A 21,782-nucleotide genomic window follows, 5' to 3' on the forward strand; every position below is an offset into this window, starting at 1 on the left:
GTTCCTCAGGCACCTGGAACGGGCCGTCCCACCGGCATGAGGTAGAGCGGTGTCGTGTTCTCCGGGAGCGCGAGGACTTCCCGGACCTCATCCTCGTCGAACGCCCCGATGACGACGGTGGCGAGATCGAGCGCCTCCGCCTGGAGATAGACGTTCTCTGCTGCGTGCCCGGCCTCCATGTACACGTAGCGCATCCCGCGTTCACCATACTTCACGGTCGTCCGTTCCGGAACAGCCGCGATGACGATGGTTGCCGGGGCGTCGCCCACGGAGGTCTGGTTGACGGCCGCCGCCTGCAGTGCGGCACGCTGGTCGCCGGCGCCGACCCGGACGAGCAGGTGCTCTCCCGGCCGGTAATGGTAGACACCCGGCTCAAGACCCGTGACGCTGCCCGCGACAAGGTAGACCTCCAGCGGGTAGAGCCCTCCGGCGGAGGGGGAGGTCCGGTAACCCCGGTCGTCCGTGACCCCCTGTGCCGCCCAGAGGGTCTGCCCGGCGTCATCGAGTGCGAGCGGCACATCGGCGTAGATCCTGACCGACCGCCGTGCCGAGAGCGCCTCCTCGACGGAGACGTCTCCCTCTCCGCGTGGCTCCGGGAGGACGATCGCGTCTTTTGGCGGTTCCGGCGTGCCGTTGCTGCCCGGTTCCGGGGGGATGCCCGCGCATCCGGCAGCGAGCATCACGGCAAGCGTTGCGGCGATGGCGAGGGTGAAGCGAGAGTATCTCCGGTTCATGAGACCGGACTCTGCCTCCGGGCTCATGATGGTATCGGGGCACCCCCGGCCTACCGCTTCTTCTTTTTGCGGCGGTCACCGATGGACGAGAAGGGGAACTTCACGAAGTCCCGGAGACCTCCAACCGGGGAGAAGTTGCGCATGTCCCGCCTGACCCCCGAGATGAGTTCGTCGACGACCTCCTGCTCCTTTGCCTCCCCCTCCTCCTGCACCGCCGTCAGGCGGTGGAGGGAGTAGAGCCCGAGGATGAAGGCGAAGAGGAAGAAGAACTCCCACTGCTGGAGATCCAGGGTGACGAAGACGAGTTCCTGCACCGGGTCTCTCCAGATCAGGGTCCAGATCAGTTCCCGCTCGGCGAAGAAGTCCACGAGGAGCCCGCCGAGGATCGGGGCGACGCCGGCGGCGACGGAGTTGGCGAAGGTGCTTGCTGCAAGGTAACTGGTCGCCTGGCCCTGCGGCGCCATCTTCAGGCCGATGTTTCCCGAAGCGAGCGAGACCCCGGCAAGGGAGATCCCCATCAGGATGTGGATGAGGACAAGCAGCGGGTAGGTCAGGACATAGACGTTCGGGAGCGTGACGAACATCCATGCGAAGATCGCGAGCATGAAGAGCGGGCCGCTCACGGCAAGAACCGACTTGTTGGAGTAGCGGTCGGAGACCCGGCCCCACGAGCGGAAGAAGACGATGTTCATGACCTGGCTGAGGACGCTGAGAGCGACGACGATCGAGATGTCAAGCCCGATCCTCTGCAGCATGTAGACCGTGAAGAACGGCGACGCGAGGTTGACGGCGAAGTTCCACGACCCGAGGAAGATGATGAGGTTCTTGAAGTTCAGGTCCGCAAACGGCTTTTTGATCGCGGCGAGCAGGCCGTCTCCTCCATCTTCGACGGCCATCCGGGGCTCGGGAGTGCGGGCGATGTACGTGATCCCGACGAGCCCGGCGATGAGCCCGAGGAGGAAGAGGACGGAGTAGCCGTAGGCGGCGAGGTCGGGGAAGGCGATCTCCCACGAGTCGATGAAGAACCCGGCGACGAGGCTGATGACGAGGGCGATTCCTGTGGAGAGGGTCAGCCGCCGGGAGAAGAACTCGCCGAGCCGGTCCTGCGGTATCAGGTCGCGCATCCAGGAGTTCCAGCCGCAGTGGGATATGGCCGAGAACGACGCGTAGAGGGCAATCGAGGCGATGAGCGCGATCACTCCCTGCCCCGGCGAGAGGACGAAGGGTATCAGGATGATGGGTATCCAGCAGAGACGCGCCGCGAACGATGCCGCTACAACCACGAGCCTCCTTATCCTGAGGCGGTCGACGATGTAGATGGAGGGTATCTGCAGGAGTTCTGCGAGCGGTGGGATTGCGGCGAGCAGGCCGATGACGGTGTTGGACGCCCCGAGCTGCAGGGCGAAGGCTACGAGGAAGATGCCGCCGGTCAGCGTCACCATCGCCTGAGTGGCAAGGCCGTCGCGAATGACGAGTTTCAGGCCGTGCTCGACCTCTTCTTCCGTCAGGCTCTCTTTTGCCTCGAAGACCATGCGCCGTCTGCGTCCTCTTCGTATACTCACGAAACTGGTCACCTCGGTGGATCGCCCGTCATAGCGGATCCTGTGGCGGGCGATTCTTCGAGCCCGATCATATAAAAATAGAATTATATTAATCTGCTTGAATTAATTGCATGGCTCTCCGTCAACGGCGCGGCCGATATGCCTGTTGTGGGCCCCTGCCGTCCCTCAACTTCCCGACGACCACGGCGTCCTGAAGTCGGGGTAGAGGGTCAGCCCGCCGTCAACGTAGATGGTCTGCCCGGTGATGTAGGCGGCCTCGTCGGAGGCGAGGAAGGCAAAGACCGCGGCGATCTCTTCGGGCTTTCCCCCGCGGCCCATCGGGATGTGTCCTTCCACAACCGCTTTCTTCTCGGGGTCGTCCGTCCATTCCCGGTTGATCGGAGTAATGATTGCTCCGGGGGCGACCGTGTTGACCCGGATGCCCTTCCCGGCGTATTCGAGTGCGAGCGTCCTTGAAAGAGCCCCGAGTCCCGCCTTGCTCGCGGCATAGGGGGCGTACTGCGGTTTTGGGATGGTCTCGTGAACCGAGGTGTTGTTAAGGATGATGCCCCCGCCCCCACGGTCGAGGAAATGACGTATGGCTTCCCGGGCGCAGAGGAACGCGCCCCGGAGGTTCACCGCGAGAACCCGGTCGTAGGCGTCCATAGCCATCTCGTGGGTCGGGTTTGCGGTCTGGATACCTGCGTTGTTGATCAGGACGTCAAGCCTCCCCCACGCCGTGAGGATCTCGCGGAATATACGTTTCACGTCCTCTTCGTTCGCGACGTTCCCCTGGACCAGCATCTCCCGGCATCCTTTCTCGCGGATGATGCTGCAGGCGTCTTGCGTCTCCTCAAGCGTTATCTCGGCCTCCGTCTCGCTCGAATGATAGTTTATGGCGACGTTTGCGCCCTCGTCCGCGAACCTGATCGCCGTTGCCCGGCCGATGCCGGTCGAGCCGCCGGTGATGAGGACGTTCTTTCCTTCCAGCTGTTTCATATCGCCTCACCTTCTGGGTGATACGGGCACTCCGCCCGTTGCGGCTCCCTGTGGAGCAGGTGGTTTATGAATGTCTCGGGCGGGTCTCACCGCCACTCCTCGACCACCTTCCGGACAAGCGCCCGCCTCTCTGATCTGTCTGCCGCGAGCACCTGGAACTTCTCCTCGTAGACCGGTTTCTCGACCGAGTAGAACGTCCCGAGCGGGATCGGCGCCTCCCGGTCGTAGTCCCATTCCCGGATCTTTCCTAGAGCGCTCTCGAACCTCCCGGTATCGACCTCGCCGGCCGGTATCTCGTAGGCGTGCTCGTTGTAGTAGTCGGTCAGGTTGAAGTAGGTCGCGCAGATCTGGAGGACGTCGACGAACGAGAACCCCCGGTGCATGATCGCCTCCTTGAAGAGGTCTTTTAAGTGCCGGATCTTCTTCGTGTAGCCCCGCGCGATGTAGGTGGCCCCGGCGGCGAGCATGAGTCCGAGCGGGTTTAAGGGGTGCTCCGTGATGCCGCCCGGGGTGGAACGGCCCCTGAAACCGGCCGGAGACGTCGGGGTGTACTGCCCCGTCGTCAGCCCGTAGACCCGGTTGTCGTGGACGATGACGGTGATGTCGCTGTTCCGTTTTGCTGCAAAGATGAGGTGGTCGAGTCCCTCAGCGTAGATGTCCCCGTCCCCGACATGGCAGATCACCTTTAAGTCCGGATTTGCGAGGCGTATCCCGGTGGCCGCCGGAACTGAACGCCCGTGGATGGCGTAGAGGCTGTTGACGTTCAGGTAATCGGCCAGTTTCCCGTGGCACCCGATCCCGCCGAGAAGAACGAAGTTCTCGAGGGGTATCCCCTCCTCCTCCGAGAGTTCGGCGACGGCCGACTTCATCATGTGCTGGATCGAGAAGTTGCCGCATCCGGGGCACCAGGTGTTCTCCGCAGGGCTGATGAGACCGCCGGCAGGGTGTCCGGGGGATCGATCCGGGGTCATGCGAAGACCTCCCCGAGCCGTGCTGTAAGTTCGTCGACCGCGAACGGCCGCCCGTCGTACTTCAGGATTGGGCGGCCGGGATCGAACCCCTGCTGGCGGAGGAGACGGCCTAACTGCCCGGTAGCGTTGTTCTCGACGCAGACAACCTTCCCTGCCCCGATCATCGTTTCCTTCCACTGCCGGGTAGGGAACGGCGAAAGGACGAGCGGCTGGACGACCCGTGCCCCGAACTCCTCGGCGGCCTCGATGCAGACCCACTTCTGCGAACCCCAGCAGACGATTGTCGTCCCGGCGTCCCGTGCGCCGTAGGTCTTCACCGTCGGGTAGGCAGCAAGTTCCGCCTTCAGGCTCTCGCCTTTCCTGAGCAACTTCTCCTGGAGTTCCCTTGCCTCAACCGGCTTTTCCGTCGTGAACCCGGCCTCGTCGTGCGCGTAACTGGTTGCCTTGACGATTGCCCCCTCCCTTCCCGGGAAGGCGAGCGGCGACACCCCGTCCTCCGTCCGGACATACCGGCGGTACTCTCCTGCACCATCCCAGAGCACGGGTTCCCTGTCCGGGGGCGGGGTGATCGACCCGAGATCGAACGAGTAGGCGCCTTCCGCGAGCGTCTTGTCGGTGAGGACGATCGCGGGAACCTGGTATCTCCAGGAGAGCATCAGGGCGGCCGCCGACCAGGCGTAGGTCTCTTCGAGGTCGCCAGGGGCGACGACGAGCCGGGGGAACTCGCCCTGGCCCGCGTTCAGGACAAAGTGGAGCTCGGTCTGGGAGGTGTAGGTCGGCAGGCCGGTGCTCGGGCCGGGCCGCTGCCCCATCACGATCGTCACGGGAATCTCCGACATCCCGGCAAGGGAGAGGCCTTCGGTCATCAGGCAGAACCCGCCGCCCGAGGTGCCGACCGCCGTTTTTTCGCCGGCGTAGGCGAGCCCGAGCGCCATCAGGATGACGCTGATCTCGTTTTCGGGATGAATGACCTTGACTGAGAGGTCTTCGGCCCGGTTCGCGAGGAAGTGGAGGAGGCTCGATGACGGTGTCATCGGGTACGCGACGTAGGTGCCCAGCCCGCCGTGGACGAGCCCGAGCCCTGCGGCTTCGTTTCCGGTCAGGACCGGGAACGCCGGTGCATCGCCCCTCTTGACGGTGAAGACTTCCTCCACGGCGTCGTAGCCCCGGCCGGCGACCCTGAGATTCGCCTCCAGGTGTTTTGCCGGAACGCTTCCGCGGAGGACGTCCTCGAGCACCTCCCGCCCGATGCCCGCCACCCGGGCAAGCGCCCCGAGCATCGCGGAGTTCTTGGTGATCGGGGGAGCGTTCTCCTCCTTGACGATATCGTCGAGCGGGAGGCCGTAGCCCTCGCCCCTCACCACCTGCGAGGCGTCATGGACGACTGTGGTGCCGTCGTGGATCTTCTGGCGGTGGTTCTCGATGCTGTTCTGGTCGAAAGCCAGGAGGACGTCGACCGGAGTTCGATGCGCTCCGATCGCTCTGTCTGCGGCCCGGACGATTGCGAAGTTGTGCCCGCCGCGGATGAGCGAGGGATAATCGAAGTACATGTAGGTGCGGTAGCCGAGGCGGGAGAAGAGACCGGCGATGGAGAGGCCCGCCGTGTTGATGCCTTCCCCCGCCTTGCCGCCGATCAGTACGGAGTATTCGGCCATGGTGATCGGGCGTGGCGTAGATTGCCCGCGGGTATATATGTTGTGCCGGAAGGGGACGTGGAGAATGCACATTCCTGGAAGGTCATGATTATGGCCTCACGCGAAGAGCGCGAAGCCGCGAAGGGGAGTTGCTCTCGGATAACCGATCTTCGCGTTCTTCGCGGCTTCGCTTGAGTTAACGGTTTATATGCGATGATATGGCCTCACGCGAAGAACGCGAAGCCGCGAAGGGGAGTTGCTCTCGGATAACCGATCTTCGCGTTCTTCGCACCTGCGGTGCTCAAGCTCCGGGCGTTCCGCCCATCGCTCTTCGCGGCTCGCACCTGGCGGTGCTCAAGCTCGCTACGCTCGCACTTCGCGTGAGTCAAAGTAGCGGATAGATTACGCTACAGTCTTGCCCGAACCCCTCACCGTACCACCGGGGACGCCGTCTCGTCGAAGGGATTGCTCCGCATCGCAAGCGAGAAGAGGTACGGGTAGTTTCTCTGGAGGTACTCCATGTAGGCGAGCCATTCTCCGATGAGCCGCCCGTAAACCCGTTCGACGTCCCCCGCGAGGTGCTCGACGTCGCTTGCCGGGAGCCCGGCGAAGTCCCGCCGCCGTTCGAGTTCCTCGGTCAGGTGGAAGACTGCTCGGAGAAGGTCGGTGAACGACTCGTGCTCCAGGAGGACAGGGTTCTCGAGCAGGCGGAGGAGGAATCCCCGCTGCTCCTTGAGGTACCGGCAGAGTTCCTGCAGGTCGGCGGCACCGACGGTGACCCGGCAGGTGTGGTGCCGGAGGCGGCTGCGTACCTCGGAGAACCTCTCAGGTGTCCAGGCGTTTGTTATGACGAGGTCGTGCCGGATCTCCGGGAGGCTCGGGTCGCGGTCAGAGAGGATGGTGAGGAGCTCGGTGCCGACCTCCGAGAAGAAGGTGCCGATGACCATGTTCAGTTTGTCCAGCCTCTCGCGCTTTGCCCGGACGCTCAGGAGCTGGTTTAAGATGAGGGTGACCAGGAGGACGTTTATCGGGAGGAACCCGAGAGCGTTGAAGATATACTGATAGGTGTTCTCGGCGTCGCCGAGCAGGAGGTGTTTCACTCCGTAAATGACGGCCGATGAAGCAACGAGAACAATCCCGAGCCTTACTTCCCACGTCCGGAGACTGATGCGCATGATACGATCACGTACTTCCGGCGGAGAAATAAAGGTTGGGAACCGGGTACCCTTCAGACCCGCAGGCGTGACGATCCGAGCGCCTTGATGGGTACAGGAACCTTCTGTCGCGCCGCGATCTCGGCCTGAACCCAGGCGACCAGGTCGAGCAGGCCGGCCTCGAGGGTAACCTCCGGTTCGTAGCCGAGAACCTCCCGTGCACGGCCGATGTCTGCGAAACAGTGGCGGATGTCGCCGATCCGGGTGGTGCCCATGATCTCCGGGGCGAGATCCTGCCGCCCGGTTATCGTTGCAAGATGGTCGGCGGCGGTTTTGAACGTGCAGGGACGGCCGCTTGCGATGTTGAACGTCACGCCGGCAGCATCGGGCGATTCGAGGGCCAGGCGGAAGGCACGCACCGCGTCGTAGACGCTCACGAAATCACGCTGCTGGTAACCGTCCTCGAAGAGGTGTATGGGAATTCCCTGGAGCAGGCGGGACGCGTAATCGGCCAGCATGCCGGAATACGGGTTTGCATACCCCTGGTGAGGGCCGTAGACGGGAAATAACCGGAGAATGGTCGTCGGGATGCCGTATGTATCCCCGATCAGCCGGCACATCTCTTCCTGGTCGTACTTGGAGATGGCATAGACCGAGAGCGGTGAAACCTCCTTCGTCTCCGGTGTCGGGAGGGGGTAGATCACCTCTCCGTCCGGGCTCCGGGGCTCCCACCCGCCCCGTGCCGTCTCTTTCGGGGAACGCCGAACCTTCGGGTAGACGGTGCCGTTGTACGAGCAGTACAGGCCTTCCCCGTAGACGGCGCTGCTTGAGGCTACGATGAGTCGCTCGATTGGATGATCGAGCAGCGCTTCGAGGAGAACGGCGGTTCCGGCGGTGTTGATGCTCATGTACTTTTCGAGCCGGTACATGCTCGATCGTTCACCGATGACCGCCGCCAGATGAATGACGGCGTCAACTCCGTCGAGAGCCTCCTCGAGCTGATGCGAGTCCCGGATATCCCCGACAAGAACCTCCGCTCGCTGGTCGAGGTGGTCGGGCCGCCGTCGCTCCGCGCCGTGCACCTGTGGCATCAGGTTATCGAGGATACGAACCTGGTAGCCGTGCTGCAACAGTTCCGTCGCGAGGTGCGACCCGATGAATCCCGCTCCCCCGGTGATGAGAACGGTCGGACTGGTATCCGTATGCATGGTGTATCAGGCATCCCTGATGCACTCTTCGCATTAAATATTATCGTGGTTGCAAAATATTAATAAAAAATGTTTATTTGGGGTATTTGTATCTTCCGAGGTTGTTTTACCTCCCCGATGGTGTGCGGCCGGCGGGGGGGTTGTTCGTCTCTCGATACGTTCTTATGAGTCGAGGATCGCCTCGGCAGCGTCGCGGTAAGCCCGCATCACGTACGGGATGCCCGAGACCGCTTCCGCCTCCTCGGTCAGGGCCATCAGGTCGCTCCGGCTGACCGTCTTGAGGCTGAAGTTCCGACTTCCGGCCATGATCTGCTGGAGCCCCGTTCTGAACTTCTGGGCGTAGGTGTAGATCCCGATTGCTCCGAGCGGGATCTCGCCTATCCGGCCGGGGTATCTCTCTTTGAGTTCCTCGTAGCAGACAAAGATCTCCTCAACAGTGCTGCCGTACTTGGAGACAGTCCTGGGGATCTCGCCGGTCTCAAGCCACTTTGCGATGTTCTTCCCGACCATGCCGGGGATCATCAGAGCGCGGCCCATGCAGACTGCCTTGACGTAGGGGCTTCCCATGGCGATCCCCTTGAAGACGTTGGCCTCGTCCGCGAACCCGCCGGCGATGGCGATGTCCGGGACCCGGATGCTCCGCTGCCGAAGCCTCTCGGCGAACTGGTAGGCAAGCGACTCGATGTAGAATGTCGGAATGCCCCACTCGTTCATCATCGGCCAGGGGCTCATCCCCGTACCTCCGGGCGCACCGTCGATGGTGAGGAGGTCGATCTTCGCCTCGGCGCCGTAACGGATGGCCATCGCAAGTTCGACGGCCGAGTAGGCGCCGGTCTTGAGGGTGACGCGCTTGAATCCGATATCGCGGAGCCGGTCGACCTCGTCGAGGAATTCTTCCCGGGTGACGAAGCCGAGACGGGAGTGCCGCTCGAACTCCTTTACGGCGCCGTCCTTGAAGGCCGCCCGGACCTCATGAACCCCCGGGTCGGGGAGGACGATGTACCCGCGGTCTTTGAGCTGGTTCGCCCGGTCGAGGCTGCCGACCTTGATCTCGCCGCCGATGCACTTTGCGCCCTGGCCCCACTTCAGCTCGATCGTCTCCAGGTTGTGCTTCGAGGAGACGTACTCGGCGGTTCCAAGCCGCGTGTCCTCCACGTTCAACTGCACCAGGAGTTCGCCATACCGGTCCTTGAACGCCCTGTAGGACTCGATCCGGCGATCCATCTCGGGTGATTCGGCGACTTTGCCGTCGTGATCGAGCACCAGTCCCGGGTCGACGCCGCAGACGTTCTCCCCGCAGACGAGCGTGATGCCGGATATTGCCGCTCCGATGGCGAAGTGCTCCCAGTTCTCCCGGGCGATCTCGGTCGACCCGAGCGCCCCGGTGAATATCGGCACCCGCATCGGCACTTTGACGTCCCAGCCGTATTCTGTTCGGGTATCGACGTCCTGGAATACGGCGGTGTCGGGGTTGGCTTCGACGCCTTCCGGCAGCCCTTTTGCGCCCCGGGCGTAGCCCTGGATGTTCAGGTGCGAGTAGTCGATCGGGTAGTCTTTGTCTGCGCCGGCCGTGATCTCGCCGAACGGGCCGGGGTAGAGCACCTCCCTGCCCCGGAAGGAAGAGAGCCAGATCTCGCAGGATCCTTTGCACCCATCGACGCACCGGCTACAGATGCCGGACATCGGCACGACGTCCCGGGAGCGGTTTGTGGTTCCCGTCGCATCGTTAGCGTTTGGTCTTCGCAGATTCATCGGTTGCACCTTCTCAAGTATGGATAGAAAGTTCCTTCCAGCAGGTATAAATCTTTCGTTGTCGCGGACCCACTGTTCCGAAACCTCGTCGAAATCTCGTTGTCCTGCGTTCTGTTTCTGTTCCGGCCCGGTGGGATCCCCCGGTTCGCGCTGCTGATCGGCAGTATCGAGGGCTATTTATGCTGTCGCATTCAGGGTATGCCGCGATCGTGACGAAAGGGTGAAATACCTTGATGTACATGAATCCTTTATGAACTTCAGGTTGCTATCCGCTCTGATTGTGCTCCTGCTTGCATTTTCGCTCTCTGCCGCCTGCACCGGCTCCGGCGAGCCCGCCGACCCCACCACGCCGAGAGAGACGGCGACAATCGCTGAGACCCCCGCGCCCACAGCGACGCCGGTTTCGCTTACGCCCGGCCCGACGGAGACGGCGCCGCCGGGAAAGGAGGTTGAGTTCCAGCTTACGGGTGGATACCCTTCACGGATCACAAACGACCTGTACATCGCGTTCAGCGGCGGTAAAGGGCAGGACTACGTAACGAATATCGACGTGCGCGTGACCAAGTCGACCGGGGAAGTCATCACCGATACTCTGCAGCCGATCCGGGGCGAAGAAATCATCATCCATAATGCCAAAGGCGAGAATCGGGTTGAGATAACTGTATCCTTCGTCACGGGAGGCACGTTCAAGATCAAAGACCAGATCGTGAAAGTACCCTGATCCGAACAAACTTTTTCCGATCGGCCAGCCGGTTTTGAACAATAACTATTGACGGGGGGCATCCCGCCTCACGTCGTCTCCACTTCCCACCGCACGAGCAGGCCGTCGTCGAGCCGGACGGCCTCGATGAGCCGCAGCCGGGGAAAGTCCTCCTCCCGGAGAAGCCCGGCACCGTCAGCGGGTGTGGGAGCATCCTTTCCGCCGATGACAATGTTGCCGACGAACACCTGGAGTTCGTCGACGAGCCCCTGCTCGAAAAGTGTCCATATCAGCGTCCCCCCACCCTCGACCATCAGGCGCCGGACACCCTGCCGGTGGAGTTCTTCGAGCAGGGCGGAAAGATCGACAGTCTCTTCGCCGGCGACGACGACGGTGGCGTGGTGCCGCAGTTCCTCCACGGCTTTCTGGGGCGCCTTCTCTGAAACAGCAACGATACGCTTTCCGCTTCCCTTGTGAAGGATGTCCGCATCGGGGGGCGTCCTCCCCCTGCCGTCCACCACGATACGGATGGGGTTCTCGTCCTTTCCGGCCGCTCTCCGCCGTTCCCGGAGTTCCGGAGACTTGACGGTGAGGGACGGGTTGTCAGCGAGCACGGTGCCGATACCGACCATGATGGCATCGCTCTCCGCCTTGATCCGGTCGACCCGCAGGTAATCCTCGTTACCCGAGATCCTCACCTGCCGCCGCTCTCTCGTCGAAATCTTCCCGTCAGCGCTCATAGCGGCGTTGACGAAGACAAACGGGCGCATAAATTAGGGTTGCATGCCGATCTTCATATATGCTCCCTTTTCCGGCGACATTGAACCGGCTGACGTTCCTGGCGCCCTCTGCCATGGATTGATAAATAATCGGTGTCTGGCCGGCAAAAGGTCACGTAATAATACTTATTTTTCTGAAATGCTACTGGTTATCTGCCGGAAAATTCCGAATTGCTTATATATCCTTCTCGGAGTACTCTCTTTATTGCCTATGCCCCTGAACCGGAGCCGCTTGAGGTGTTTTCGACAGGACTGTTTTACCGCGACGGATATCGTCAAGATGATTGTGGTGGTATCATTGTCAGCGGTGTCGCTCATGCTCACGGCGGCTACGCCGGTGAGCGCCCAGTTGTTCTGCCCCCTGACCTACTGCATCCCGATACTCCTCGCCGCTCTCTGGTTCCCCCGGCAGGCATTCAGGGCGACCGCGCTCCTTGTTGCCGGGTTCGCGATCATCCGGGTGCACCTCTCGGCACTCGGCTTTGCCGTCGATCCCGTGATGACGGGGCTGCACACGATGATCTTCTTCTGGGTCTTCGGGGCCACCACCCTCTTTTCGCAGGATGCTCACCTGGCCGCCTCCCGGTGCCGGCGGATCGTCGAGGAAACCCGGGACGCAAGGTTCCTCTGCGACCCTGAGACGCTCCGTGTTGTCTGCGCCAGCGGAAAATGTGCCGATATGTTCGGTTACGCGCCCCGGGAGTTTGTCGGCATCCCGGCAGAGATGTTCTGGGCGGACGAAACCGGCAAGGCATGGTTCATCGAGGAGATGAAGCGGGAAGGCTACGTCGGAAACGCGGAAATGGTCTTTTACGCGAATAACGGCGACGCGAGAAGAGTTCTTCTCTCCTGCAGGGCACTCTCCCCCGAGAACCTTTTCGAATGCACGGTTGTGGACACCGGCAGGCTTCTCGGCGAGAACAACGAACTCATCCGGTCGAACGGGCGGCTGATGGAACTCATCCGGCAGACAAACGATATCTTCTTCATGCAGGATGCCGCGGGCTGCATCCTGCATTTCTCCTGGGTTCGTGCGTCCGAGTACGGGTTCTCTCCCGAAGATATCGTTGGAAAAGGCGCGGACGCCTTCCTGCCCCCCAACCTTGCCGCGCAGAACATAGAACTGATCCAGAAGGTGATCGAAGAGCAGAAGAGCGCCAGTTATGATCTCGACCTGGAGATTGGAGGTGTCCGGTATACCTTCTCTGTTACAATCGCCCCGTACAACGGGGTTGACGGTGCGTTCACGGGCGTCGTGGGGTCGGCACGGGACACCAGCGAGGTGCGGCGGCAGAGGCTCGCGTGCAGACAGCTCTCCTGGGAGGTTGAACAGTGGAAGGGGCTCGTCACCCGGCTGGCCCATGAATTACGCACCCCGTTGCAGCCGCTTGTCGGCTACCTCCGGATGGTCGTCGAAGACCCCGGTTATTACGGCTCCACGAAGGAAGCGGAGAAGATCCTCAAGACCTGCCTCGAGTGCGCCGACCAGGAACAGGCAGTGGTGGAGAGGGTGGTCGAGCTCAGCCTGCTCACGATGGACTACGTCGATCTGACCGTTCAGGATATACCGCTCCGCGAACTCATCGAAACCACCGTCTCGGAAGGCGGATACGAACGAAGTGCCCGGATTTGTAACGAAATACCTGATAACGTCCGTATCCCGGGAGATCCCGACAGGCTTTCCATGGCAGTGGCAGGGCTGGTAGCGAATGCCGTTAAGTATAATGAACCGCCAGAGAACGTATGGATCCGGTATGCGAGATCAAATGCGAACCATTATATTATGGTGTGTGATAATGGCATCGGTATCCCCGAGGATAATATCGAATCGATCTTTGAGCCGCTCCACGTCGGAGACGTCAACCAGGATCGCAAAGACGGCAGCACCGGCCTTGGGCTCACGATCGCGAACAAGTATGTCCAGTTGCATGGAGGGGATATAACGGTGAAGAGTGAAGTGGGCGAAGGAAGCACCTTCACTATCAGAATACCAAGGGAGGTATGAGTTTTGGGAAACAAGATCATGGTCGTCGATGACGATCTGCCGACGCTGGAAGTAATGGAGCTGCTGCTCAAGAAGATCAACCGTGAACCACTCCTGGTTCATAATGGATGGGATGCCCTGCGGGCAATCAAGAAAGAGAAACCCGCGCTTATCATTCTCGATGTGATGATGTCTCCCATAGACGGATGGCAGTTCCTGGAAGAACTAAAACGGAATGACGAATACAAGGATATCCCGGTCTTGCTGTTCACCGCAAAACACGTCTGGCCGGAAGAGTACTCGAGATACGCGGAAGATATCGTCGGTGTCCTGGAAAAGCCTATCTCTCTTGCCGAGTTGAAGGCCGCCCTGGAGAGGGCCCTTCCCCAAGACGCCTCTTCTCGCGTGGACGACACCCGCCGTACCCTGCAGATCAAGAGCGGGTGACCTCTTTTCACACACATCCCGCGGCATCCCCCCGGGTTAGCCTGCCTTCCACCGAAAGGCATTTTATCGGCCAGGTGCGTATTACCCGGTAGTGTTCCTCTCATGATCGTTACGGATCTCCCCGGATATCCTTCCCTCAGGGAATATCAGCGTATCGTGGGCACGAAACAGTTTTCGGCGATCGAGGAACTCGCCGGACGCCTCTCCGGCGTCAGTCTCCAGGAGATCAACTCGACTCGTTATGGAGGCGGCGTCTCGGAGATCCTGATCTCGTACGTGCCGTTCCTCAACGCGCTCGGCCTCGAGACAACCTGGAGCGTCATGGAAGCCGAACAGCCGTTCTTCGACGTGACAAAGACGCTCCACAACTTCCTCCAGGGCCGGGAGGGCGGGTTCTCGCCGGAGATGATCGAGACCTACTGGGAGGCTCAGCGGCAGAACGAAGGGCTGATCGAGGATGATGCCGACGTCGTGACCATCCACGACCCCCAGCCGCTCGGCCTTGTCGAATTCCTGACGAACCGGGAACTCGAGCGGAAGAGACTGCTCTGGCGGTGTCATGTCCAGCTGGAGACGGTACCCACCACGGCCGTCGGGAGCATCGGCAACGTCTTACGGAGGCTGGTCGAGAAGTATCACGCCGGGGTGTTCTCCAGTTTCCAGTACCTTCCTCTCTGGAACGTGCCGAGTTTCATCATCCCGCCGTTCATCGACCCGCTATCCGAGAAGAACCGCGATCTCCCCGTATCCGAGATCGACGCAACCCTCGCCAAATTCGGTATCGACCCGGAGAAGCCGATCGTCACCCAGGTCTCCCGGTACGATGTCTTCAAGGATCCGGTCGGCGTCATCCAGGCGTTCAAGAACGTCCGGCGGAAGATGCCCTGCCAGCTCGTCCTCGTCGGCGGGCGGGCGTGCGACGACCCGGAATGCTTCATCGTCCTGCGCGAGGTCCGCGAGACGGCCGAGGACGATCCCGATATCCATATCCTCGATCTCCCCCCGGACAGTCACCGCGAGATCAACGCGCTCCAGCGGGCGTCTGATGTGATCGTCCAGAAGTCCATAAAAGAGGGGTTCGGGTTGACGGTGACCGAAGGGCTCTGGAAGGAGAAGCCGGTCGTCGCCGGGAGCGTCGGCGGCATACCGCTCCAGATCCGTGACGGCTGGAACGGCTACCTGGTCTCGACGGTCCAGGAGACCGCCGACCGGATCCTCCATCTCCTCCGGCACCCGGAGACGGCCCGCGAGATGGGGGCACGGGGCAAGGAGTTCGTGCGGGAGTACTATCTCCTCACCCGGGGCGTGCAGGATCACCTCACCGTCATCGATCAGGTGAAGAACGGCAGGATCACCGCCCGGGACAGCGTCATCTGCTACCACCCGCAGGTGGTGACGACCCGGATGGCCGGGTGTGCGGCCCGGCACTGATGGTTGCCTCCTCCAGTCCCGTCATTCGATGGGGATCTTTTTGCCGCCGGGCCCGCCCGGCTTCCCCATCTTCTTCAGGCGTAATTCGAGAACACCGTTCTTGAATCCGGTCTCGGCACCGTCTTCTACCACGCTCGCGGGCAGGCGTATCATCCGGCTCAGGGTGCCGTCTCCGCGTTCGTGGATGTAGTATGTTCCCGGTTTTTCCTCGACCGGCCCGGGGCGCCTCGCCGTAATTCGCAGGGTCTGGGGGGTTGGCAGGTTGATCTGGATCTCGTTCTTGTCAGCGCCGGGCAGTTCCGCAACGACGATCACCTTGTCGCCGTGTTCGAGGATGTCGACCCGGAAGTCTGCGGTGAGGCCGGGGAAATCGCGGCTGCCGGCGCGTGAGACCGGCGGCAGCCCGCCTTTCTTCCCGCCTCCATGGGTTCTGTCGGATCCGCTGTCCTGGTTGCTCGTTCCCTGATCCCCCTCCTGCCGCCGCCCGGGGCCGGAAAGGTCGTCTTCTCTCCCTGTCATGGTGCTTGCCTCCTGCAGTCAGGTTGCCGTCGGATGGCCGGTCGCCATCCGTCGTTCCCCTCTTGAACCTGCATACTTAACAGTTTGTACCCGGGTGCCGGGGTCGCCCTGACTTGCAGCAGCACCTTCAGTGATGCATACGTTGCGGTCTTCCCGGCGGCCCGGGGCGGATAATCCCTGGCCGTCGTCAGGGTGGCCATTGATACGACTTCGGAAGACGTTCTTCGTGCCGTCGTTTGCCGGCCGTTAGGTTTTTGTGGCGTGACCGGTATGGGGAGCAACCCCTGGTTTTCCGGGGCGCGGGGGACTGCAAGATTCACCGCCCGTGCTGCCGTAATACCGGAGATGCCCGTGCCGACGGGTTCGGCGGGGGGTTATGGAGGAAGACGAGATGGCGCAATTCAAACCATTCGAGATGGAAGGGATGCCTATAGAAGAGCAGCCCATGAACTGGAAGGATATGGTTCCGGCCCCGTATGACAAAAAGGCGGTCGACGCCTACACCCGGACCCGGATCATCCTCATGAACGGGATCGAGAACAACGCTGTTCTGATGTCGCACGCGATCGAGCGGATGCACCCCGATCCCGAGGTGAAGAAGTCGATGGCCCTGATGCGGCGGATCGACTCCCAGCAGCAGGAGACAGTCAACTGGCTCAACCCGGCGGACCAGTCGATCGTCGAGACCACGCTCGGCTACGAGCAGGTGGCGGTCGACCTCACTGCGAACCTGGCGCAGAACGAGCCGGATCCCTACGTGAAGCAGACGCTGGACTTTGCCCTGCTCGAGGACTTCGATCACCTCTACCGCTACAGCTGCCTCTACGACTACATCGAGGGCGGCGACCCCGACTCGATCGTCCAGGGCAAGACCGAGGTGAAACCCGGCAGGCCGACGAGTATCGAGCACCGCCACCCCTTCGACTCGATGCGCAAGCACTACGACAAGGAGACGGCCGACATCAAGACGAAGATGAACTACATCACGATCACCGCCGGAGAGCAGCAGACGATGCTCTACTACCGGGCGCACGGGTTCATGTATCCCGATGAGATTGCACGGCAACTGTATGCCGAGATCGCGGAGATCGAGGAGCAGCACGTCACCCAGTACGGCCTGCTCGGCGACCCGAACGAGACGATGCTCGAGAAGATGGCGATGATTGAGCTCAACGAGGCCTACCTCTACTACTCATGCGCACAGACCGAGAGCGACCCGAGGATCAAGGGGATCTGGGAGAAGTTCATGAAGATGGAGATCGCGCACTTCAACGAGTGCGCACGGCTCATCAAGCAGTATGAGGGCCGTGATGTCATGGACCTCGTGAAGGCCGACGTCATCGAGCCCCTGGTCGTCTTCGAGGAGAACAAGGACTACGTCAACAGCGTCATCGACAACCAGCTCGATCTTGCGCCGAACAACATGGAGTTCGTGCGGATGCGGGATCTCCCGGACGACTGGGCAAGTTTCGGCTACCTGCGCGTCATGAACGCAAAGGGTGTTCCGAGCGAGGAGGTCGTCTCCAAAGCGGGCCCGGGCCTTGCAGAGCGCGACCAGGCGCAGAACATCAAGAAGGTCAAGCAGGAGATGGCCCGCCGGGTCGAGAAGGGTATGGCAGCGGTGCCTGCCCGATAAGGTCCCTTTTTTGGGTTTTGTTGAAACCCTCTCCCGGAGGATGAATTATCTCCGGATAATCCATGTCTCACCGACGCACGCGAAGGCGCGAAGAACGCGAAGTCTGGATGGGTATTGACTGTCTCCCTTCGCGGCTTCGCGGCTCGAAGCCTACGGCTTCTCACGCTCCCGTCCTGTGGACAGTCGCGGCTCGCACCTACGGTGCTCAAGCTCGCTGCGCTCGCACTTCGCGTGAGACCCACATCACCCGCCTCTATCGGCAACCGAGTGTTATCCAGGGGTTGTGGAAAGCATTTCAACAGGGCCCTTTTTTGCTTGACGGCCCGAACCTTCGGGCTGCTGTGCGGCTTACCTCTTCCGCGGAAGAGTATACTGTTGTCTCTGCCCTGTTTGCCTCACACAACTTGCGATGGCCCGTAGGATCTTATGCACCACCCGCTACATATCTGGTGCCGGTAGCTCGCCGTTATCCGTGGCCTCCCTGAGCGTGAACCGGAACACCGCCCCATCATCGGAACGGCCCGGCACCCGGTCTTCGACCCAGATTCTGCTGCCGTAGCGGACAACAAGCATCCGGCAGATCGAGAGGCCGAGGCCCTGGCCGCTCTCCCGGGCCTTCCCCTGCTCGAACCGGGAAAATATGGCTTTCTTCGCCTCTTCCGGAACCCCCGGGCCGGTGTCGGCGACGGTGACGAGGACGAGCCCGTCATCTTCAGCGTCTTCGACGACGATCTCTATCTCGACGCCCGGCCCGCCATGCTTCTCGGCGTTGCCGATGAGGTTCGTGAAGATCTCGGGGAGGAGGTCGTCTGCGAGGACTATCACCCGCAGCCCCTCGTAGGTGATGCGAGCGTCTGGATGGTGAGCGATCTCCTTGCGGATAACCCCGTCCAGGTCGACCGGGTGGAGCGCCGCCCGGCTCTCGCGGATCTTGCGGATCGTGGTGACGTTTGCCGTGATATCGATGCTCTTTCTGATACCGGCGCGGAGTCTCTTCAGGTATTCCCGCTCCTTCCCGGAGAGTGCTTCGTCGAGCAGTTCGGCGTAGATGTTCGTGACGTTGTCGGCGTTTTTGATGTCGTGGGTGAGGATGTCGAGGTAGAGGTTCGCCTCCCGGTGCGCCGCCTCGAGCCGTGAGTGGAGTATCCCACGGAGAACCCCGCTCCCGACCTCACGGCCGATCGCTTCGAGAACCCGCCGGGTTTCCTGCGGGATCTCCGGTGTGGTGGTGCTCCCGAGCACGAACGCCCCGACGACGGAGGATTCGGCGGCGAGCGGAATGAAGGCCAGGGAAGCGACGCCGAAGTCCGCGAGAAGATCCAGGTCCCGGCCGGGCGCGTCTTCCGCCCCCTCAACGAACCATGGTTGCCCCGCGACGAAGACCCGGTTGTAGGGCCAGTGCCGGACGTTGAGCCTCCCGTTCTGCATCAGGGCGAACGCGGAGACCCCGCGGTGGCACCGGATGCCGGCCTGCACCCGCTCCCTTCCCTCCAGCATGTAGATCAACCCGAGATCGAACCCGAGGTTGTCGAGTGCCGCATCGAGCGTGTTTTCGAGCAGTTCGTCCAGGGTGAATGCGGATGCCGAGGCGGTGATGACCGCGTTCAGGACGGCGAGCCTCCTGTTCCTGATAAGAATCTCTTTCCCTGAGCGTATCCGTTCCGTGACGTCGGCAAGCGAGAGGACCAGCCCCTGGACGTTTCCCTTTGCATCCTTCACCGGCACGAGACTCCAGTCCCAGTAGGTCGTCCCGCGTTCGGGCTGGTCAACGTACGCGAACGGTTTTGCGTGTATCCGGAACGGCTCGCCGGTATCCCGAACCCGCTCAAAGATCGTCTGGTTCTCCAGGTTCGGGAAGAGGTCGAAGTGCCCCTGCCTGAGAAGTTCCTCCTTCGCGTACCCCGAACCTTCTGCGTAGGCCGTATTCACGCGAACGAACCGGAACCCAGGATTGAGGTACGCAAGGTGGACGTCGGTGTACTCCATGATCGTCCGGAGGAGGTCGCGTTCTTCCGCGAGGTCGGCAGCGAGCGACTGGTTCTCGGCGAGCAACTGCTCCCGCTCCGCATCCACCTGAACTCTTTTGGTGATGTCCTGGGTGAGCCACCGGATCTCTGTAAGGCCGCCCCGGTCGTCACGGACGGCCGTGGCCGAGAGGGAGACGGGGACGGGCTCTCCGGTCGCCGGCTGTACCCGGACCTCGATCCCCCGCAGGGGGCCGGGGGCTCCGCTCTCGAACTGCGCGACGAGGTCACGGCAGGCCTTCCTGTCCCCGGGGGCGATGTGATCGGCGCCGGCCGTCCCGATCAGGGTTTGCCGGTCTTTTGCGAGGAGGAGGGCTCCCGCCCGGTTCACGTCGAGGATCATCCCTTGCGGGTCGCAGATGAAGTAGCCGTCGGGGGCGAGTTCGAAGAGTTCCCGGTAGCGGTTTCGCTCCTGCTCGAGACGGTGGTAGTTCTCCTCGCTCTCCTTCCTCGCGGTGATGTCGCTGACGAGGAGGAGCACCGCGCCGTTGCCCGGAACCCGGACCGAGCATGCCGCCCACCTGTCGGGAGCAATCTGGCATTCCAGCCCGGAGATAATCTTCCTTTCCCGGATCGCCGCGATCAGCCGCCAGGCTGTCTCCTGATCGGCGATGAGCGGTGCGAGGTGGGTGCGGACGAGCGCCATCCCGTCCGCCCCGGTGAGATCCCTGTTGTCCGGCAGCGATAGAAGGCTTTGAAAGATCCGGTTGACCCGTATCACTCTCCTGTCGGCGTCGAGCAGGAGCACGCCGTCTTCGAGTTCGTCGAGGGTGGCGTGTGGGTTGAGCACTTCATCGGATGCAGGTGTGAAAGACATGGTGGGTTCGGCCGTTTTGCGTTTCTATTGGAGGTGGAACCTGATCGACAGTAAACTTTGGCATGGGGTATTCCGGAAGGAGCCAGTCCTGGAGAGGCCGATATCTCCGGTTGTGCATGAAGATTTTACGGTCTGTTCATATCGGGCATACCCTGCGCAGATAGGTACCTTTATATCTTTTCGCGCATATGAGTAATATGTTACAACAGAGGTGAACAGCAATGCCAGGATTTGATGGTACCGGGCCCCAGGGTATGGGGCCGATGACCGGGCGGCGCATGGGCCGGTGTGTCCTGCCGCCGCAGCCGCCGGCAGAAGGCAGCCCTGCCGGAGAAACGAACGAGACCACCCAGCAGGCTCCGGCCCAGCAGCAGCCTGTTTACGGCCTTGGGCGAGGCGGAATCCCGTACGGGTGCGGTCGTGGCCGCGGCTTCGGCGGCGGACGCGGGCGCCGGTGGTGAACGCCTGATGCGAGCTGGTGCGGGCTGGATTGCCATCCGGCCGCCCCTCGCGGAGCCTGCCGGAGTACAGTAAGCATGGCAGCAATTATCGATCCGGAACTCTGCACCGGGTGCGAAACCTGTGTGGATGCCTGCCCGGCCGGAGCAATCCGGATGGAAGACGCGAAGGCAAAGATCGACGCCGGGCTCTGCATCGACTGTGGAACCTGTGTCGACGAGTGCCCGTCAGGCGCCATACGTCTTGAGTAGTGCCGGCCGGGCAGGGTCCAGCCGGTGAAAAACCTTTTTTAAGCGATTCTACGCAGACTGCTATACCTGCAGGGTCAGTTGCGGTCAAACACGGTTACTCAAACCCGGGTACGGGTGATCCGTCCCGGGTTATGGAGCATGAGTGGAAGAGTAGGGAAAGAAGGGGTTTGGTGCCGTTAGCACGGCGAGGATCCCGGTGATGCGTGCAGACAGGGTTCCCCCTGCCGGCCCGTGGCTACCAGCACCGCCAACCGCGGCCCCGTCCCCCGCCGAAGCCGCGGCCACGGCCGCCACCGCGTGGCAGCCCCCCGCGGCCGAGACCGTAGACCGGTCCCGGGTAGGGTGAGTACGGAACGCGATAACCCCCAACGGGCCCCCACACGGGCGGCCACTGTCTCCGTGCGGCGGGGTTGCAATAACCGAACCCGCCGCCGGTCAGCGGCCCCTGCCCTCTTGGTCCTGTACCGTCAAATCCTGGCATGATTCATCTCCTTGCGGGCGTGCTCTCACCCGCTATTATGACTCATATGTTCGTAAGTATATGTATGTTCTTGTTGCGGCGAGCGAAAAGGCAGGTGTTGGTGTTCTGGACGTTGCCTGCCGGGATAGCCCGGAGAACCATGTTGTCGCGGCTGAAAAGTTCGTGGCCCCGCTCTTTCCCCATCATGATGATCTCTCGCACGAGAAGATCGAAGCCGTCCTGCCGGTTCAGGCACTTCCCGCCCTCGATGCCGGCGGTTGA

Annotated in this window: 19 protein-coding genes; 8 read left to right on the forward strand and 11 right to left on the reverse strand. The window is 61.9% G+C overall.

From position 1 onward, the window contains the following. Positions 1 to 5 precede the first annotated feature (5 nt). The 8 genes from FGW20_RS00340 to FGW20_RS00375 form a co-directional block, all read right to left on the reverse strand. The gene (locus FGW20_RS00340) at positions 6 to 734 is read right to left on the reverse strand and encodes a SagB/ThcOx family dehydrogenase (RefSeq protein ID WP_301676121.1); all 729 of its coding nucleotides are present in this window, start codon (positions 732 to 734) and stop codon (positions 6 to 8) included. 50 nt (positions 735 to 784) lie between these two features. Continuing rightward, the gene (locus tag FGW20_RS00345) at positions 785 to 2,296 is read right to left on the reverse strand and encodes an MFS transporter (protein WP_301676122.1); all 1,512 of its coding nucleotides are present in this window, start codon (positions 2,294 to 2,296) and stop codon (positions 785 to 787) included. A gap of 165 nt (positions 2,297 to 2,461) precedes the next feature. After that, positions 2,462 to 3,274, reverse strand: coding sequence for a glucose 1-dehydrogenase (locus FGW20_RS00350; protein ID WP_301676123.1), 813 nt, complete (start codon positions 3,272 to 3,274; stop codon positions 2,462 to 2,464). Positions 3,275 to 3,360: 86 nt separating this feature from the next. Continuing rightward, on the reverse strand, positions 3,361 to 4,245 hold the full coding sequence (locus FGW20_RS00355) for a thiamine pyrophosphate-dependent enzyme (protein WP_301676124.1): 885 nt from the start codon (positions 4,243 to 4,245) through the stop codon (positions 3,361 to 3,363). After that, positions 4,242 to 5,900: a 2-oxoacid:acceptor oxidoreductase subunit alpha gene (locus FGW20_RS00360; protein ID WP_301676125.1), complete on the reverse strand. Its 1,659-nt coding sequence runs from the start codon at positions 5,898 to 5,900 to the stop codon at positions 4,242 to 4,244. Before FGW20_RS00360 ends, FGW20_RS00355 begins: the two co-directional genes overlap by 4 nt. 407 nt (positions 5,901 to 6,307) lie before the next feature. Continuing rightward, complete coding sequence (locus FGW20_RS00365) at positions 6,308 to 7,054, reverse strand: MJ1433 family protein (protein ID WP_301676126.1); 747 nt, start codon at positions 7,052 to 7,054, stop codon at positions 6,308 to 6,310. A gap of 53 nt (positions 7,055 to 7,107) precedes the next feature. Then, on the reverse strand, positions 7,108 to 8,241 hold the full coding sequence (locus FGW20_RS00370; RefSeq protein WP_301676127.1) for an NAD-dependent epimerase/dehydratase family protein: 1,134 nt from the start codon (positions 8,239 to 8,241) through the stop codon (positions 7,108 to 7,110). Between the two features lie 162 nt (positions 8,242 to 8,403). After that, the gene (locus FGW20_RS00375) at positions 8,404 to 9,993 is read right to left on the reverse strand and encodes an FMN-binding glutamate synthase family protein (protein WP_301676128.1); all 1,590 of its coding nucleotides are present in this window, start codon (positions 9,991 to 9,993) and stop codon (positions 8,404 to 8,406) included. 280 nt (positions 9,994 to 10,273) lie between these two features. Between FGW20_RS00375 and FGW20_RS00380 the strand changes: the two genes are divergently transcribed. After that, positions 10,274 to 10,714 carry a hypothetical protein gene (locus FGW20_RS00380; RefSeq protein WP_301676129.1) on the forward strand — a complete coding sequence of 147 codons (441 nt, stop codon included), beginning with the start codon at positions 10,274 to 10,276 and terminating at the stop codon, positions 10,712 to 10,714. A gap of 68 nt (positions 10,715 to 10,782) precedes the next feature. Here the strand turns inward: FGW20_RS00380 and FGW20_RS00385 are convergent, their stop codons facing one another. Beyond that, a complete protein-coding gene (locus tag FGW20_RS00385; RefSeq protein ID WP_301676130.1) occupies positions 10,783 to 11,463 on the reverse strand; it encodes a 2,5-diamino-6-(ribosylamino)-4(3H)-pyrimidinone 5'-phosphate reductase in 681 nt (226 codons plus the stop codon). Between the two features lie 325 nt (positions 11,464 to 11,788). Between FGW20_RS00385 and FGW20_RS00390 the strand changes: the two genes are divergently transcribed. The 3 genes from FGW20_RS00390 (at position 11,789) to FGW20_RS00400 (ending at position 15,334) form a co-directional block, all read left to right on the forward strand. After that, positions 11,789 to 13,477, forward strand: a complete 1,689-nt coding sequence (locus FGW20_RS00390) for a PAS domain-containing sensor histidine kinase (protein WP_301676131.1) — start codon at positions 11,789 to 11,791, stop codon at positions 13,475 to 13,477. Positions 13,478 to 13,495: 18 nt separating this feature from the next. Beyond that, entirely contained in the window at positions 13,496 to 13,903 is a 408-nt protein-coding gene (locus FGW20_RS00395) for a response regulator (RefSeq protein ID WP_301676132.1), read from the forward strand. 156 nt (positions 13,904 to 14,059) lie between these two features. Further along, positions 14,060 to 15,334, forward strand: a complete 1,275-nt coding sequence (locus FGW20_RS00400; protein ID WP_301676133.1) for a glycosyltransferase — start codon at positions 14,060 to 14,062, stop codon at positions 15,332 to 15,334. A gap of 21 nt (positions 15,335 to 15,355) precedes the next feature. Here the strand turns inward: FGW20_RS00400 and FGW20_RS00405 are convergent, their stop codons facing one another. Then, a complete protein-coding gene (locus tag FGW20_RS00405; protein WP_301676134.1) occupies positions 15,356 to 15,853 on the reverse strand; it encodes an Hsp20/alpha crystallin family protein in 498 nt (165 codons plus the stop codon). Between the two features lie 376 nt (positions 15,854 to 16,229). Here FGW20_RS00405 and FGW20_RS00410 point away from each other — a divergent pair, with 376 nt between their 5' ends. Continuing rightward, entirely contained in the window at positions 16,230 to 17,489 is a 1,260-nt protein-coding gene (locus FGW20_RS00410; protein WP_301676135.1) for a hypothetical protein, read from the forward strand. A gap of 438 nt (positions 17,490 to 17,927) precedes the next feature. Here FGW20_RS00410 and FGW20_RS00415 read toward each other — a convergent pair whose 3' ends face one another. Next, a complete protein-coding gene (locus FGW20_RS00415; protein ID WP_301676136.1) occupies positions 17,928 to 20,330 on the reverse strand; it encodes a PAS domain S-box protein in 2,403 nt (800 codons plus the stop codon). Positions 20,331 to 20,551: 221 nt separating this feature from the next. On the opposite strand from FGW20_RS00415, the gene FGW20_RS00420 reads away from it, so the two are divergent. The 3 genes from FGW20_RS00420 (at position 20,552) to FGW20_RS00430 (ending at position 21,782) form a co-directional block, all read left to right on the forward strand. After that, positions 20,552 to 20,791 carry a DUF5320 domain-containing protein gene (locus FGW20_RS00420; RefSeq protein WP_082223031.1) on the forward strand — a complete coding sequence of 80 codons (240 nt, stop codon included), beginning with the start codon at positions 20,552 to 20,554 and terminating at the stop codon, positions 20,789 to 20,791. Positions 20,792 to 20,866: 75 nt separating this feature from the next. Continuing rightward, positions 20,867 to 21,040 (forward strand): 4Fe-4S binding protein, encoded by a 174-nt coding sequence (locus FGW20_RS00425; RefSeq protein WP_048111827.1) that lies wholly within the window; start codon positions 20,867 to 20,869, stop codon positions 21,038 to 21,040. Positions 21,041 to 21,581: 541 nt separating this feature from the next. Continuing rightward, on the forward strand, positions 21,582 to 21,782 hold the full coding sequence (locus FGW20_RS00430) for a hypothetical protein (RefSeq protein WP_301676137.1): 201 nt from the start codon (positions 21,582 to 21,584) through the stop codon (positions 21,780 to 21,782).

This window comes from Methanoculleus methanifontis (assembly GCF_030464365.1).
Taxonomy (GTDB): Archaea; Halobacteriota; Methanomicrobia; order Methanomicrobiales; family Methanoculleaceae; genus Methanoculleus; species Methanoculleus methanifontis.